The 16,203-nt window shown below is 60.9% G+C and carries 9 protein-coding genes; 6 read left to right on the forward strand and 3 right to left on the reverse strand.

Annotation, left to right across the window (positions count from 1 at the left end):
• The first annotated feature begins 507 nt into the window (after positions 1–507).
• The 5 genes from SFUM_RS21810 to SFUM_RS12330 all read left to right on the forward strand — a co-directional run bounded on the left by SFUM_RS21810 (position 508) and on the right by SFUM_RS12330 (position 9,885).
• The gene (locus SFUM_RS21810) at positions 508–5,037 is read left to right on the forward strand and encodes a PAS domain S-box protein (protein WP_011699228.1); all 4,530 of its coding nucleotides are present in this window, start codon (positions 508–510) and stop codon (positions 5,035–5,037) included.
• A gap of 250 nt (positions 5,038–5,287) precedes the next feature.
• Positions 5,288–5,779, forward strand: a complete 492-nt coding sequence (locus tag SFUM_RS12315) for an SH3 domain-containing protein (RefSeq protein ID WP_011699229.1) — start codon at positions 5,288–5,290, stop codon at positions 5,777–5,779.
• Positions 5,776–6,699 (forward strand): M48 family metalloprotease, encoded by a 924-nt coding sequence (locus tag SFUM_RS12320; RefSeq protein WP_011699230.1) that lies wholly within the window; start codon positions 5,776–5,778, stop codon positions 6,697–6,699. Before SFUM_RS12315 ends, SFUM_RS12320 begins: the two co-directional genes overlap by 4 nt.
• Positions 6,700–6,875: 176 nt before the next feature.
• Positions 6,876–9,134 carry a CHASE2 domain-containing protein gene (locus SFUM_RS21815; RefSeq protein ID WP_011699231.1) on the forward strand — a complete coding sequence of 753 codons (2,259 nt, stop codon included), beginning with the start codon at positions 6,876–6,878 and terminating at the stop codon, positions 9,132–9,134.
• Between the two features lie 142 nt (positions 9,135–9,276).
• Positions 9,277–9,885, forward strand: a complete 609-nt coding sequence (locus SFUM_RS12330; RefSeq protein WP_011699232.1) for a hypothetical protein — start codon at positions 9,277–9,279, stop codon at positions 9,883–9,885.
• A 59-nt stretch (positions 9,886–9,944) separates the two neighbouring features.
• Here SFUM_RS12330 and SFUM_RS12335 read toward each other — a convergent pair whose 3' ends face one another.
• A complete protein-coding gene (locus tag SFUM_RS12335) occupies positions 9,945–11,270 on the reverse strand; it encodes an MFS transporter (protein WP_011699233.1) in 1,326 nt (441 codons plus the stop codon).
• A 788-nt stretch (positions 11,271–12,058) separates the two neighbouring features.
• On the opposite strand from SFUM_RS12335, the gene SFUM_RS12345 reads away from it, so the two are divergent.
• Positions 12,059–12,559 (forward strand): DUF1269 domain-containing protein, encoded by a 501-nt coding sequence (locus SFUM_RS12345; RefSeq protein ID WP_011699235.1) that lies wholly within the window; start codon positions 12,059–12,061, stop codon positions 12,557–12,559.
• Between the two features lie 87 nt (positions 12,560–12,646).
• Here the strand turns inward: SFUM_RS12345 and SFUM_RS12350 are convergent, their stop codons facing one another.
• Both SFUM_RS12350 and SFUM_RS12355 read right to left on the reverse strand, forming a co-directional pair.
• On the reverse strand, positions 12,647–14,182 hold the full coding sequence (locus SFUM_RS12350; protein WP_011699236.1) for an MDR family MFS transporter: 1,536 nt from the start codon (positions 14,180–14,182) through the stop codon (positions 12,647–12,649).
• A 143-nt stretch (positions 14,183–14,325) separates the two neighbouring features.
• On the reverse strand, positions 14,326–15,933 hold the full coding sequence (locus SFUM_RS12355; RefSeq protein ID WP_011699237.1) for a PAS domain-containing sensor histidine kinase: 1,608 nt from the start codon (positions 15,931–15,933) through the stop codon (positions 14,326–14,328).
• Positions 15,934–16,203 lie beyond the last annotated feature (270 nt).

Genomic DNA, 16,203 nt, shown 5'->3' on the forward strand with positions numbered 1-16,203 from the left:
TCGCGGGTCCCGATCCGGGCCGCCGCGGCATCCCGCACCGCCCCTTTCACCCGTTCCCGCCTTTCAAGGACCTGAACCCTGGAACGTTATTCTTCGGTAATCCGGCAGCTTGAGCAGTCACTTCCCGCGTCCCGGCCTCCCCGGGCGCCGGTCGCCGTTACGTTCTCCTTTTCCATGAGGAGCGACCGCCCGGCGCGGTTGGAGAATTTCCATGACATGGCCGCCAAAGGGGTATATTATATCTACGAATAATTCGTTCCTTCCTCAATAAATGACCCTTGGGTAACTTGAGTTTTCAGTCTTCCGTCGGTGCGCCTGCGGGGCCGATTGATTGCCCCGGATGCAACGCGATCCGAAGTGCCGTGACGTTTGCGATGCATTGGCCGGCATTGTCCGCGGGTACATGCCGATCGGTCGGGCTGAATCGGCCGGTTCCCAAAAGAGAGCCCGGTTTCTCTGCCCGGGGCGCATTGCGTTCCCGGGCGAGATGTTTGGGAGAACGACGGGATGCGGTACCTGAAGCTGCTGGTCATTCCTCTGGTTTTGGTTGTTGTCTGCGCCTTCCTTCTTCATGCGGCCTATGTGGCAGTAAATAATAAGACCATCGATCAGCTCAACGATCTTCAACGGATGCTTGCAAAAGAGGCGGCCCTGGGTCTGGAGAGCTATTTCAACGACTGCCGGCACCATCTCAAGACGCTGTCCGAGATGAAGGACGTCATCCATTGGAACGATCAGGGAAAAGACCTGCTGCGGATGTTTCACCGGATGAGCGAAGGCGACATCGAGGTCATTCTGCGAACGGATGCGCAGGGCCGGGTTGTTTATTGCTTCCCGGAAGAATCGAGGGCGGAGGATCTCGCGCGCCGGAACATCCCCGACGGAGCCCCCGCGGGGCGGGAACCGGTGGTGAGCGATCCGCTCTTTACCGAGGATGGGTGGTCGGGTATTCCGATCCGAGTGCCCGTGCTGGAAGACGATACTTACACGGGTACGCTGATCGTTCTGATCCGCTTGGACAAGCTGGCGGAGCGATACCTGGGGGGGATCAAGATCGGAAAGGACGGCTACGCCTGGGCGATCGATCGGAATGGAGTCGAGCTCTATTGTCCCGTTCCCGGTCATGTCGGCAAGTCGGTATTTGAAAATTGCAGGGATTTTCCCGCCATCATCACCATGGCGAAAGCCATGACGGAGGGTCAATCGGGAGTAACGACGTACAGCTTCGATCACATTCGCGGAGAGCTCACCACGGTGTCCAACAAGCACGCCGTCTTCCAGCCCTTACGCATGGGCGGCACTTTCTGGTCCGTTGTCGTCGCCACGCCCGAGAATGAAGTCCTCGGCATCATAGACGAGTTCAGGAACACCTGGTCCTATGTCGTGGGAGTCCTGCTCGTCGGGGCCGGGATCTGGCTCTACTATCTCACCCGCGCCTTCCTGATCGTTGAAGAGGAGAAGAAGCGCAAGGTCGCCGAACAGGCCCTGCGTGTGAGCGAAGTCAAGTACAGGACGCTCTTTGAAAGCGCCCGGGCGGCAATATGCATCATTCAGGACTGGAAATTCGTCGACGCCAATGAAAGCGCCCGCGCATTGCTCGGAATTCGCGAAGGAATGGATTTCGACAGTGCAATGGAGAACCTTTCACCTTGCGGCCTGCCGGGCGGAGGCGATTCCCGGCAGTTGCTCCGTGAGCGGATCCGGGCCGTCCTCGCCTCCGGCGCGCCGGAGGCCTTCGAGTTGCGGTTCCTCCGCGGCGACGGCACGCGGTTGGATATGTATGCGAGCGTGGACCGTCTCGAACTGGGCGCACAGACCCTGGTCCAGGCCATCATCCGGGACATCACCGCATACAAGCAGGCCATTGAAGCCACTGAGAAGAGCGAGCGAATGCTCCACCGGATCATTCAGGCATCTCCCAATCCCACCTTCGTGATCGGGAAGGACCACCGCGTGTTGTACTGGAACGCGGCGCTCGAAAAGTTCAGCGGGATCGGAAGCGAGGATATGATCGGCACCAACCGGCACTGGTCTGCCTTCTATGACGGCGAAAGGCCTTGCATGGCGGATCTGCTGCTCGACGAGGATCTGAAGGAGTTTTCAAAAAGGTACGGCCATGCGGCGAGGAAGTCCGACCTGGTCGCGGGAGCGTTCGAGGCGACTCCTTTTCTGCCAAACCTCGGAACCGGTGGAAAGTGGCTGCACGTCACCGCGGGCCCGGTCAGGGATTCCCGCGGCGCCATCGTGGGGGCCGTTCAAAGCGTGCAGGACATTACCGAACGGAAACTGGCGGAATTGGCCCTGCAACAGGAAAAGGAGTTCTCCGACACCCTCATCGACGTCCTGCCGGGCATGTTTTTCGTCCTCGATACCGAAGGGCGTTTCGTTCGATGGAACAGGGTCGTCAGGGAAACCATCGGAACTTCGGACGAACAAATGGACGGCCTGGACGCTCTCATCCCCGTCCTCGCCGAGGATCGTCACCTCATCGCCGGCGCGATCCGGAACGTTTTCGAGCGCGGGTACGCGGATACGACCGCCCGGATCATCACCGGGCAGAATGAAGTGCGGCATTTCTACTTTTCCGGCAAGAAGATCGTCATCGGGAAAAACACCTTCCTCCTGGCCACCGGACTGGACGTCACCGAGCGTCAGAAAGCGGAAGACGCACTGATTTCCGCGAACCAGCAACTTTATGACATCATAGAATTTCTTCCCGACGCCACGCTGGTTCTCGACAACGGTAAACGGGTCATTGCCTGGAATCGCGCCATTGAAACAATGACCGGGGCCAGCAAGCAGGACATGATCGGCAAGGGGGACAATGCCTGCATGGTTCCACTTTACGGCGGACCGCGACCGCACCTGCCGGACCTTATCGACGTCGGCGACGACGAGCTCGAATCGAAATATCACTATGTCAAGAGAGCGGGGAACGTCGTTTACGCCGAGACCTTTCTTCCCTGCGTTTACGGCGGCAAGGGAGCTTACGTCATGGCCAAGGCGGCCCCGTTGTTCGACGCCCACGGAAACCGCGTGGGGGTGATCGAATCCATCCGCGACATCACTGAATACAAGCAGGCCGAAGAGGCACTCAGGGAATCCCGGCGGCAACTGGCCGACATTATCGATTTTCTTCCCAACGCCACGTTCGTCATTGACCGGGAAGGCAGGGTGATCGCCTGGAACAGGGCCATCGAGGAGATGACCGGAGTCAACGCGGCGGACATGCTGGGCAGGGGCGATTATGAATACGCCCTGCCCTTCTACGGCAAGCGGCGACCGATCCTCATCGACCTCGTTCTCCACCCGTTGGGACAAGAGGGGGCGGCCTACTCGAAAATCGGAAAAGGGGGAACGGTTTTCGAGGCGGAAGAGCACACTCCGACACTCCGGGGAAGGGGGGCGTACCTGATCGGAACGGCAAGCGTCCTGCGCGACTCCAAGGGGAACATTGTCGGCGCCATCGAGTCGTTGCGGGACATCACCGAACGCAAGCGAATGGAGGAGGCGCTCGCCCGGGCGGAGGAAAAGTACCGGTCCATTTTTGAAAATGCCCTGGAGGGAATCTTCCAGACCACGCCCGAAGGCCGATTCCTCAGCGTGAATCCGTCGCTCGCCCGTATTTTGGGTTACGGTTCGCCCGAGGAGACCATCCGGAGCGTGACGGACCTGTCCCGGCAGGTATATGTCGATCCTGAACGTCGCCTGGAGCTCCTTCAGCTCACCTTGGAAAGGGGTATCGTCCAGGACTTCGAAATCCAGGTGCAACGAAAAGACCGGAGCCTCGCGTGGATCAAGATCAGCCTTCGCGGCGTGCGCGATCGCGGCGGGCGACTGATCTACATGGAGGGCACCGCCCAGGACATCACGGACCGCAAGGTCCTCGAATCCCGTCTTCTCCAGGCTCAGAAGATCGAAGCCATCGGCACTCTCGCGGGCGGCATCGCCCACGACTTCAACAATATCCTGGCCGCCATCATCGGATATACGGAAATGACCCGGCAGACGGTGGAGCACCCGGACCCGCGCCGTTACCTGGACCAGGTTCTGAAAGCCTGCGACCGCGCCCGGAACCTTGTCGGCCAGATCCTGGCCTTCAGTCGCAAGGCGGAGAGGGATATCCGGCCGGTGGACGTGAGATCGATCGTCAAGGAGGCTCTGAAGTTTCTCCGCGCCACGCTGTCCTCAACCATCAAGATCCGCCAGAAAATCGCCCCGGGAACCCACGCCGTCCTTGCCGACCCGACACAGATACACCAGGTCCTGATCAACCTTTGCACGAACGCCGCTCATGCCATGCGCGAAAAAGGCGGCGTGCTCCAAGTCGATCTCGAAAACATCGACGTCCGTCCGGGCTCGACGGCTTTCCCTGCGGACCTGCCTTCCGGTCCCTATTTGAAGCTGACCATCAGCGACACGGGCACCGGTATCGACCATGCAATCCTGCACCGGATCTTCGACCCTTTCTTCACCACCAAGAGGCCGGGTGAGGGAACCGGCCTGGGCCTTTCGGTGGTCTACGGGATCGTCAAGGAGTGCGGAGGAACGGTTACGGTATCCAGCGAACCCGGCGCCGGTTCGGTGTTCAGCGTCTGGCTTCCCGCACTGGTGGAGGGCGTGGAAGCGGCCGTGGAACCGGTGGAGGCCGTTCCCACGGGCAGCGAACGAATCCTCTTCGTTGATGACGAACGCGTCCTGGTGGAACTGGCCAGAACGATGTTGACGGCCCTCGGTTACACAGTGACCGCCACCAGCGACAGCATCAAGGCCTTCGATATTTTCAAGAACCGGGCGGATGAATTCGACCTCATCATCACCGACCTCACCATGCCTCGCCTGACCGGGGTGGAACTGGCCCGCGCCGCCCTCTCCGTGCGGCCCGAAATCCCCGTCATCCTTTGCACCGGCTACACGGAGATGATCACCGAAGAAGAAGTGAAACAAGCGGGTATTCGGCAGTTCGTCATGAAGCCGCTCAACACGAAAAACGTTGCCAGGCTCATCCGCCGGGTTCTGGACGGGGGGAATGCCTGATCCGGACCCATCCGTGCAAAGCATTCCGCGCTCCCCCCAGAGGCCCCCGCCTTCCCTCGGCCTTGACGGCCGGGGCCGCGGCGCGGTCGTGCCGTTTCTTCCTCGAACGTTCCTGCCGTGAATTCCGTGCGGCCGACGGACCGCTCATTGCCGACCTTTTATTTGCCATATCGCCCGGAGTCATCTATGCTGACTCGATTCGTGACGGGGATTCTTGAAAGTCGAACGCTTTGCGAACTCAGGAGGGTGCATGAGCAAGTCCAGGATGCTTCCGATGATCATCGTTGTCCTATTTGTAGCCGCAACGGCCGGTGCAGCCCTGGAGGTGATGAGCGTGCAGGTCAAGAACGGCCAGCTCAGATCCTCCCCTTCGTTCCTCGCCGGCCCGGTGGCGGAGGTGGCTTACTGCGATCCGGTCGAAGTGCTCCGGCAGCAGGGAGACTGGATGGAAGTCAATGCTCCGGGCGGAAAGAAGGGTTGGATACACCAGTCCGCCCTGACCAAAAAGAAAATGTCGCTCGGCGCCGGGGGGAAGAATCCCGAACTGGGCGCATCGAGCGACGAAGTCGCTCTCGCCGGCAAAGGATTCAATGCCGATGTGGAAAGCAGGTATCGGACCGCGCACCGGTCCGTGGATTTCGCATGGGTGGACAGGATGGAACTCATGAGAATCTCCCCCGAAGAAACGGTCGCTTTTCTCAGGGACGGCGGGGTGAAGCCCCAGGCGGGAGGTGTGAAATGAGGCTGTGTTCAAGGTTCTCGGTCCCTGTGTTTGTCCTGGCCACGCTCTGCCTGGCGTTGTCGCTTTCGATCCGCGACTGTCGCGCCGCGAGCCTGGGCGACGTCCTCCGCATCCCGGGAGGCGTAGTCAATTCGGGCCAGGCCGATTCCATCGTGCGCGGCGCCAAGGCGATCGGGAAAACGTTCCAGGACATTACCCCGGAACAGGAATACTACATCGGGCGCGCCGTGGCGGCGACCATCCTGCAGAGCTATCGCCCCTATCCCGACGAGGAAGCCAACCGGTACCTCAACGTGCTCGGACAATCGCTCGCCCAGGCGTCGGACCGCCCGGAAACATTCGGCGGCTATCACTTTTTGATCCTGGATTCGGAGGAAATCAACGCGTTCGCGGCCCCGGGCGGCTTGATCCTGGTCACCCGCGGGATGCTGCGCCTGTGCCGGGATGAAGACCAGGTGGCGGCCGTGCTCGCTCACGAGATCGGTCACATCAAGGGTCGGCACGGGCTGCGGGCCATCAGGACGAGTCGGCTGACGACCGCGTTCACCGTTCTGGCCGCCGAAGGCGCCAAGAATTTCGGGGGGAGCCAGGTGGCCCAGCTGACGGAAGCCTTTGAGGGATCGGTGAGCGATGTCACGGCGACTTTGACCAACAGCGGGTATTCCAGGGAACTCGAACGGGAGGCGGACCAGGAAGCCGTCGCAATCCTGATCCGGATCGGATACGATCCCGGCGCATTGAGCTCCATGCTCCAGGAGATGGACAAACGCATGGTGCGAAGCGGTCCGGGTTTTGCCAAGACGCATCCCGATCCCAAAGACCGGGTCCAGGCCATCGGGGCCAGGGCCGGAACATCGTCCCGGACCGCACCGCCTCCGGAGAGAAAGAAGCGTTTCGACCTCTTCATGAGCAAAGTGTAGCCTTGGCGTCCGGGTCGAATCGGCCCCCGGCGGCAGAGCCTGCTGCGCCCGGTATCCGCCGGATGGGAAATCCGGCCGGCTAGGGGGGGTTCCAGGCGATTCCATGCCGGAAACGAGGGAGATATCGCCAATTCGGCGGAGTTGAACGGCAAGCCGTTATCGTCACAGTTGAGCACATGGGCCGCAAACTGATCGAGGGTGGTCTCGCCGGCGCGGGCGCAGCGATGGTTGCGCTGCTGTTCTGGGCAGTCGGATTCTTCGACCTGTGGGAATTCGCCACGTGGAGCTGGCGCGTCGATTTCTTTGCCGCGCCGTCCGCACAGACGGAGAAGATCAAGCTGATCCTGCTGGACCAGAACAGCCTCGCCTGGGGCAAGAAGGAAAAAGGCTGGCCCTGGCCCTGGCCGCGCGAAGTCTATACGACCGTCATCGACTTCTGTAACAGGGGCGGCGCCAAGGCGGTCGTTTTCGACATGATCTTCAGCGAATCCTCTTTCTTCGGTGTCGACGACGATCGGGCGCTGGCCGCCGCCATCGATCGCGCCCCTGCTTTCGTGATGCCCTTCTCCGTCGGGAGGCAGGTGGGGGAAGCGGATGCCTGGCCCCCGGAGATCCCTCGAAGGTGCCCCATCAGAATATCCAACCTGGCTGAGTGGCTCGCTTCGGCTCCAAGTCGCGGCGCCGTCATGCCGAAGGCATCCTTTCCGGTTCCCGAGGTGTGCTCCGGTTCCGCGGTCCTGGGAAACGTGATCCAGGAGCCGGATGCCGACGGGGTTTTTCGCCGCTGCCATCTTTTCCACTTCTTCGACGGCCTTGCGGTCCCTTCCCTGAGCTTGGCCGCCTACCTTGCCGGGCAGGGCCTCTGCCCCCCCGTATCGCCTGCGCCGACGACCGTTGGAGGGCAAACGGCCGCACCGACGCCGTCCTCCGGGCCTGTCACCGTGCGTCCGCAGCCGGCAGACGAGGCACTTCACAGCTCCGGCACCTTGCCCTTGGAGGAAATCACGGTTCGGGACGGTTGCTGCCGGATCGGCGAACGATGTATCCCCATCGATACCCGCGGCAGGGCCATCCTGCGGTTCAGGGGCCCCGTGGGCACGTACCGGTCGTTCAGCGCCGCGGCGGTCATCGAATCGGAGCTGCGGTTGCGGGAAGGAGGGGAGCCGATCATCCGGGATCCCGGTGTCTTAAGGGACTGCACCGTCTTTCTGGGGGCCAGCGCTCCCGCGCTGCTCGACCTGCGCCCCACGCCCATCAGCAGAGTCTCCCCCGGCGTGGAGCTCCATGCCACCGTTCTGGACAACTTGCTTTCCGACGACTTCCTTTCGGAAGCCCCGGCCTGGTTCTGCATCCTGAGCACTCTCTTTTTGTCCATGCTGGGTTCCCTCCTGGTGGTGAGCGGCAAGACGGCCCGCCACAGCACCATGGCGGCCGCGGCCGTCCTGCCGCTTCCGGTTGCCGCGGGCTTTCTCGCTTACGGGCTGGGGTACTGGTGGCCCATTGTCGTTCATGAGTCGGCGGTGGCCCTGTCCCTTGCCCTGGGCATCTCCATCAATTACGCCCACGAATGGAAACGCAGGGCTTTCATCAAAAAGGCATTCAAGTATTATCTGAGTCCCGCTGTGGTCGAGAAAATCCTGGCGGACCCCTCCAGACTGGTACTGGGAGGGGAACGTCGCGAACTGTCCATATTCTTTTCCGATCTGCAGGGTTTCTCCTCCATCTCCGAACGGCTCGATCCCCCTGCCCTCACCAGCCTGCTCAACGAATACCTCTCCGACATGACCGACATCATCCTGGAGGAGGAAGGCACCCTGGACAAATACGAAGGGGATGCCGTCATCGCTTTCTGGAACGCCCCCGTCGACCAGCCCGACCACGCCCTCAGGGCCTGCCGGGCGGCAATCCGCTGCCAGCACAGGCTGGACGAACGCCGGGAGGAATTCCGACGCAAGACCGGAGAGCTGCTCTACCAGCGCATCGGCATCAACACGGGGTCCGTGGTGGTCGGAAACATGGGCTCCGGAAAACGTTTCGATTACACGGTGCTGGGGGATGCCGCCAACCTCGCTTCGAGGCTGGAAGGAGCCAACAAGGTGTTCGGCACCTACACCATGGTTTCCGAGGACACCTGGACTCAAGTCGGCGGAGAGCTCCTCGGCCGTGAAATCGGCTTGTTGCGCGTGGTCGGGAGGAAAAATCCGGTTCGTGTGTATGAAGTGATCGGATTTGCATCGACCGCGGAAAACGATGGGCTGAACGCGTTCGCTTCCGCCCTCGCCCTTTACTACGCCGGGGGTCTGAGCGCTGCGCTGGAGGCTTTCCGGATGCTTTCGGACGACCCTGTCGCCCGGGTCTACGCCGCCCGCTGCGAGAGTTTGCTGCGTGAGGATGAGGCCTCCCGGGACATCGTCTGGAACCTCAAGGAGAAATGATCCGACGCGCAGCCTCGGGCAAGGCCCTCATCCCTTCATCCGCAAGCGTTCCCCGGCTGTCGATCCGGAGGTTGACCCGCCCCGTGGCGCTTGCCGGTGTCGGGACAAATCGAGCGCGAACCGGAACATTGCAGGAGCGATTATGCGAAAGCTTTTTGTACTGCTGTGGATCACCGCGATGCTGTCGGCGTCAGCCGGGCCGAGCCTGGCGGCCGGCGATCGGGCCATGAAGCAGAGACTCAAGAACGAGCTTGTGGAATTCACTCCACCGGACGCTTTTCTTGACGCCAACTTCGTTGCGGATGAAGTCGATCCGGGATTCATTTTCGGAAAGATCGGGGACTTTGCCAAATCGCGTTCCTGCCCCACCACCTGGCTGATCGGGAAGGACGAGAAGAAACGGATGGAGAGCCACGACCCGCAGGCGGGTCCCGTGGAGTATTCTCTTTACCTGGAGGTGGATTGCCCCGGAAAACTGACCTACTTCGTTTTTGTCGATCGGTCCCAGGCCGGTTCCGCGCAGTGGATGGAGCAGCAAAAGCAGCTCCACAAGAGCAAACTCGAGCCTCGGTCAGGCCCGGCCGAAACCGGGCTTGAAGAGGCCGCTCGAAATGGATTCCCCGTGAACGCCGAGCTGCGCTTCGTGGAAAGCGAGGGCGAACTGCTGTTGAGGCCCGAGGACGCGCTGACCGGCGAGCTCAACTTCCAGCCGATCTACGACATAAGGCTGAACAAGGCCGTCGATCGCTGAGGCGTGGCCGGCGAGCCGGCCCATGCTCCCCACCACTTGCATGACCTCCGAACCCGCCGTCACCCGTCCTTTCCGGCCGCGGTTTTCCCGGCCGGGGCCGCGAGCTCCATACCCGCTGGAGGAATGATTCCCATTCGAACATAGACGGGACGGACCATTTCCCGCAGCCGGCGAAGGTTCACGGCAAAAACGGAGGCGCCCAAAACGCAGCAGGCGGCGCCCAGCAGCAGCGTGATCCGCACGCCGATCCTTGCCGCCAGAGCCCCCGCGAGCAGGCTGCCAAACGGCATCATGCCCAGGAAGGACATGGTAAATAGACTCATCACGCGCCCCCGCTTGTCCTCATCGACAATGGTCTGGACGATCGTATTGCTCGACGCGATCTGGATCATCATTCCAAACCCGGCCACAAACAGGAAGACCAGCGAGAGGGTGAAACCCGGCGATATCGCGAAAGCGGCGATGGCGAAACCAAAGCCGATCGTGGACAAAGGAATCATTCTTCCCAGGCCGAGGACGCTTTTTCGCGCCGCAAGGAAGATCGTTGCAGCGATCGCCCCGATACCGGCCGCTGATACCAGGAACCCGAAGGTATCGGCCCCGCCGTGCAGGATGTCCTTGGCGTAGACGGGCATGAGCACCAAGTAGGGCGAACCCGCTATGCTGAAGACTCCGAGCAGGGCCAGGATGGCCAGGATGGGCTTGAAGGCGAATACGTAGGCGACGCCTTCCACGAGATCCTGCCAGACGGCCTTCCCGTGATCTGGAAGCTTCCGCGGTTCCACTCGTATCGCCGCCAGGGCGATGATCACCGCCACGTAGCTCGCGGCGTTCAGCGTGAAACAAATCCCCTCCCCCAGAGCCGAAATCAGGACCCCCGCCACGGATGGACCGATGAAGCGCGCGCTGTTGAACATGGCGGAGTTCAAAGCAATGGCATTCCCGAGGTCCTCCTTCTTCTCGACCATCTCGACCACGAAGGATTGTCGTATCGGAATATCGAAGGCATTGATTACGCCGATGAACGCGCTCAAGGCGATGAGATGCCAGGTGGCGACGGCCCCGGTCACGACCAGTACCGCCAGGATCGACGCCTGGAGCATGGAGAAGCTCTGTGTGGCGATGAGCAGTCTGCGCCGGTTCCATCTATCCGCCGCAACCCCCGCCAAGGGCGACAGCAGGAAAGACGGGATCTGGGCTGCAAATGCCACCGTACCGAGCAGCAGCGCGGATCCGGTCAGCCGGTACACCAGCCAGCTCATGGCCACGTGCTGCACCCAGGTGCCGATGAGAGAAATGCCCTGACCGAAGAAGAAGAGACGATAGTTGCGGTAGCGGAACGCTCGCAGAAGCAGCCTGATGTGGTGCAAAGCATTGACTTGCATGCCGTGAATCCCGCTGTAACCTTTCTCCGGCCGGGGAACTCGACGCGTCGAAGAGACGTCTTTTTTGACGTTGGTCCCTTCATGTCCGTCGACATTCCTCCCGTTCCCCGTCCGGGATACGAGTCGCCGCGCCATGGCCGGGCGGGCCCGCACGCCCCGCACAATCACCGCTTTCTCCTCTCAGGCGAATCCGGCTTTCTTGAGCGCGCCGATTCTGCTCCGCCGGATGCCGACTCGCGTTCAAGATCGCGGAACGAGGGACCCGCGGAAGATGAACAGAGCGGGGACAAGGGCTGGCCCGCGCAATTCCGGGGCCGGGCTCCATGCCTTCCCGCTCGGTTTTGTCGTCTTGAGCGCAATCGGGTATAAGGCGCTCGAGGCCGTCAAAGGAGAATCGACAATATATAGCTCTTTTCGGAGAAAAGAAAAGCGAACACCGACGGCGTCCGCGCCGGGAATCGCGCCGATTTCCCGGAGTGGCATTTCGTCTCATCCTGTCTTACTATCTGTATCAGGGACGGGGCTTGATCGTCGTCAGTGCGGATTCCCGTTCATTTTCTCGACATGCCTGCTCACAACACCTCCAGGACGATGCCGCGATTCGGCCTCTCCCCGGTCGCCCGGTTCTGCATGTGTTTCAGCTCGGAGCGCGGATGCCGGCGCGAGGAAAAAGGAGGATCGGACCTCTCGGGTCCCCCCTCCGCTGCCGGTAATACCGCAACAGGTGCCGGGCCGGATTGGAGCGCAACGCATTCTTGAAGCGCATTCCAGCCAGAAGGAGGAATGTCATGAGTGTACTGGTGGTGAGCGTGTTCGACGATCGATATAAAGGGGAGGAGGTCCGGCTGAGTTTGCTCAAGAAAGGGAGCGAACGCGTCGTGGATCTCGAGGATGCCGTCGTATTGGTGAGGACCTTGTCGGGAAAAGTGAAACTCCACCACGTGACCCACCTCACGCTGGGCGGGGCCGTGACGGGCGGCTTTCTGGGAAGTCTTCTGGGCGTTTTGATGCTCAACCCCGTTTTCGCCGTGTTCGGTCTTGCCGCGGGCACCATGGTCGGCGCGGTGTCCGGTTCCCTGTCCCACGCCGGGGTGGATGAAGACTTCATGCAGGAACTGGCCAAGCATTTGAAACCCGGGACATCGGCCCTTTGCGTGCTCGTCAGGGACAATCTCGACAAGGTGCTGCAGGAATTGAATGAATTCGGCGGGAAGGTATTCCAGACTTCCCTGCGCCACGAGGACATCACCAGGCTCCAGGAAGCTCTTGACGCCGTGGCAGGGGCATAGGCGAGTTCTTCGGGGCTTGGAGGCAATCCGGGACGTTCCGGTCGGGTCGAGGATTCGACGAAAACCGATGGAAACGGCGGGAGCGGCTCATTTGCCGGGAGCCGGCAAGAGGCAGCAGAAAACCAGGCTGATTACAGCCGTGATCAGCACGGCCCAGAAAACGACTTCCACGCCCGACGCAACGGCCGCCTGCAGGGTTTTCTGGAGATGGGGAGAAAGCGCGGCCTGGATTTCCGGCTGGAGGAGACTTTCGATGTTTGCGGACAAGTGCTTGAAAACGGATACGGGAAGCCCGTCCCCAGGCGCGGAATGGATCAGGGGATCGAGCGCCTTTCCCAGCTGGGCGGCGACCAGGCTTCCCGACAACCCAACCCCGATGGTGCCCCCCAGAGTCCTCGCAAACTGCTGAGAAGAGGTGGAGACGCCCAGGTTTGAAGCTCCGAGGCTGTTCTGCACGATGAGCAGGGTGCTGACCGACACGATTCCCATTCCGAAACCGGCCAGCGCCAGCGTGAATGAACAGAAGGCAAGCGAGGTGGAGGGCGAGAAGCTCAGAGTCAGGAGCGAACCCGCCACCAGGAAAAAGGACCCGGCCAGGGCGAAAGGTTTTTCAGTTTTGGGGCCGACCAACTGCCCACACACGATTGCCCCCAGAGACCATGCCAGCGACAGTGGGACCATGGCGAGGCCGAGTTGTGCCGGGGACTTGCCCATCCCGCCCTGAATGAACAGCGGACTGTAGGATGAGAGGGAAAAGATGGCGAAACTGCTGAAGAACGCCGATGCATTGGCCATGCTGAAGCCGCTGTTGCCAAAAAAGGAAAGCCTGAGGATCGGATCGGACGCGGCTTTCTCCGCGATGCAGAAGCCGATCGCCCCCCCGACCGCCACGGCGAGCAACGCCAGGATCTCCACGGAAAGCCAGGAATACGTTCGGCCTCCAAGCATGAATGCGAGGAGCAGGGCAAGGACCGACAGGACCAGCGTCATCGCGCCAGCATAATCGATGTCGGCTTGCGTTCTCGCCTCCCGGGCGTCGCGCATGAACAGGAAGATACCGAGAAGCGCCACCGCTCCGATGGGCACGTTGAGGAAGAATATCCAGCGCCACGACATGCAGGCGACGATGAACCCGCCCAGGGCCGGCCCCAGGATACTGGCAATCCCCCAGACGAAGCTGATGAACCCCATCCACTTGGCGCGCTTTTCCACCGGAGACAGATCCGCCACCACGATGTAGGCCAGCGCAAAGGTCCCTCCCGCCCCGACCCCCTGGATCGCCCGGCAGATGATGAGCTGCAGCATGCTCTGAGCCGCTCCTCCCAGCATCGAACTGGCCAGGAAGATGGCGATGGCGATGAGGTAAAGCCTCCTGCGGTCGAATAGATCGCTCAGTTTTCCGAAAATGGGCAGGCTGATCGCGCGCGTGAGCAGATAGGACGAAAAGACCCAGCCATAAAGGGGCAATCCGCCGAGATCGGCCACGATGGTGGGCATGGCGGCGCTCATGATCAGGGCATCCAGCGCCCCCAGGAACAGCGCGAGCAAGGCCGCGGCAATGACGAAAGCCTTTGTCGTCCGGCCTTCGCGACCACTCTCCCGCGCGGCGGATCGGTCGGCCACGGGAAGCTCCACTAGCGATTCTTCCGCAGATCGGCGCTCGCCCCGCAGGAGCGACCCGCGCCGCACGGTTCAGATTCCTTTGGCTTTACTGGAAGAGCCGCCCGGGCTCGGCACGTTTTCATCGTTCTTTGCAGGCCCCCGGCTCATGGCGGTTCGTAAGACGAAGCCCGACACGGCCGAGCGTCGCATTCTCGAACGGAGACGGGCCAGACGGCCCGGATCGTCGTTCCTTCGCCGATGATCGATTGAATCGAAAACGTCCCCCCGGAAAGCTCCATCCGCTCCCGCATCCCGGCAAGCCCCAACCCCCGATTTCGGTTTTCCGTGTGCAGGTACGCATCGAGATCGAAACCCACGCCGTTGTCCTGAACGATCAGTTCTATGGCGGATGAGGTACTCACCAGGGAGATCGTCACCCTTTCTGCCTTGCCGTACTTGATGATGTTGTTGAGCGATTCTTGAACCAGTCTGAAAATGACGATCTTGATGTCTTCAGGGATCTTGTCTTCCTGAACGTCGATCCGTTCCAGGATGTTCGTCTTCGGACACGTCTTCTGTACTTCCCGGCAATACCACTGAATGGTGGCGATGATCCCGAGATCGTCCAGGATGGAAGGCCTGAGCCCCATATAGATCCGCCGTGCTTCTTCGATGGCGTTCCGAATCAGAGGGACCATGCGGTCGAGGCAGTTGGCCATCTCATCGGGTTTGCCCCGCTCTTTCATGTTCAGGGCGTTGTCCACGTAGAATTTGAGGGCCGCAAGGGATTGTCCCGTGCTGTCGTGCAACTCCCTGGCGATTCGCTTCCGTTCCTCCTCGTGCGCACGTAACAGTTGAGCGGACAGGTTCCGAAGCTGCCGTTCGGACTCGAGCAGCGCATCCCGGGCCCTCTTCCGATCGGTGATGTCGCGAATCGATTGGATGGCACCGATGATGTCGCCCTTGACGTCAAACAGCGGAGAAGCAGTGCCCCACAAGTAAGCGCCCTTTCCTTCATAGGCGTTGGGTACCAGCACTTCACCGAAAACCGTGTTTCCTTTCCGCTCGATGAAATCGTAGCATTCCTCCAGATCGATCCGGTCGTTCATGACCAGGTCGATCAATATCGGCCGCGGCCGACCGTAAAAAGGAACGGCGTAGGCGAAGTCCCCTCTGCCCAGGATCTCCGACTTACGCAGGCCCGTCATCGTTTCGATGGCGCGGTTCCAGGCGATGACGCGTCTTTCCCGATCGATCACGAATGTTGCGTCCGGGAGGAATTCGATGATGTCCAGCAGCTGCTGATGGGATGTCTGGAGTTTTTCCTCGGTTTGCTTGCATTCGTTGAGGTAAGTGACGTCGACCTCGAGGGTGAAGAATCCCCTGAGCTCGCCTCGGGCGTCTTTGTGAGGTATGAAGCTCGTCGCGATTCTCTGCAGGGCACCGTCCCTGAACGGCACGGAACGCTCGTAGGACACCGCTTTCCCGGCGAGCGCGGATTCCACGCCGAACCGGGCCTCCTCGTAGAGCTCCGGCCCCAGCACATCACTGACGTGCCTGCCCCGGATGTCGTCGAGGCAACGTCCGAACCATTTTTCACAGGTCTTGTTAGAGAATACGTAGCATTGACGGGGATTCACATACGTGATGGAAACGGGAAGAGCGTCCATGATCCGGACCAGCAGCTCCATCCTCTCTTCCGGCGAATCGAGGAATTCGCCAAGCCTGTCCCGACTTGTCGAGAGCGGGGCTCTGGGCTTTTGATTCTGCATCGTCCGCTCGTGTCCTGGTCGGATTGTAACGTGCGATATTGCCTTTACGACCTCTCGCAGAACAGAGTGCGCGCCCGAGAGGGCAAAATCCACCGATGGCGTAATATATATCTCATGAACGCCAGCCAAGAGGATATGCCGGATCGGATGGTGGGGAAATCTGCCCGCGCTTGGAAGTATCGTTCTTCTGGCCCAGCTATTATTATAGAGGAGAATCGCCTTTTGCCAACAGTTATTGCATCGGCACGAGGCGATTCGCACCGGCATGCG

It is taken from the genome of Syntrophobacter fumaroxidans MPOB, from assembly GCF_000014965.1.
Classification (GTDB): Bacteria; Desulfobacterota; Syntrophobacteria; order Syntrophobacterales; family Syntrophobacteraceae; genus Syntrophobacter; species Syntrophobacter fumaroxidans.

Coding starts and splice junctions, on each gene's coding strand:
- SFUM_RS21810 (WP_011699228.1), top strand. CDS start 508: ATGCGGTACCTGAAGCTGCTGGTCATTCCTCTGGTTTTGGTTGTTGTC.
- SFUM_RS12330 (WP_011699232.1), top strand. CDS start 9,277: ATGCGAAAGCTTTTTGTACTGCTGTGGATCACCGCGATGCTGTCGGCG.
- SFUM_RS12315 (WP_011699229.1), top strand. CDS start 5,288: ATGAGCAAGTCCAGGATGCTTCCGATGATCATCGTTGTCCTATTTGTA.
- SFUM_RS21815 (WP_011699231.1), top strand. CDS start 6,876: ATGGGCCGCAAACTGATCGAGGGTGGTCTCGCCGGCGCGGGCGCAGCG.
- SFUM_RS12345 (WP_011699235.1), top strand. CDS start 12,059: ATGAGTGTACTGGTGGTGAGCGTGTTCGACGATCGATATAAAGGGGAG.
- SFUM_RS12355 (WP_011699237.1), bottom strand. CDS start 15,933: ATGCAGAATCAAAAGCCCAGAGCCCCGCTCTCGACAAGTCGGGACAGG.
- SFUM_RS12335 (WP_011699233.1), bottom strand. CDS start 11,270: ATGCAAGTCAATGCTTTGCACCACATCAGGCTGCTTCTGCGAGCGTTC.
- SFUM_RS12320 (WP_011699230.1), top strand. CDS start 5,776: ATGAGGCTGTGTTCAAGGTTCTCGGTCCCTGTGTTTGTCCTGGCCACG.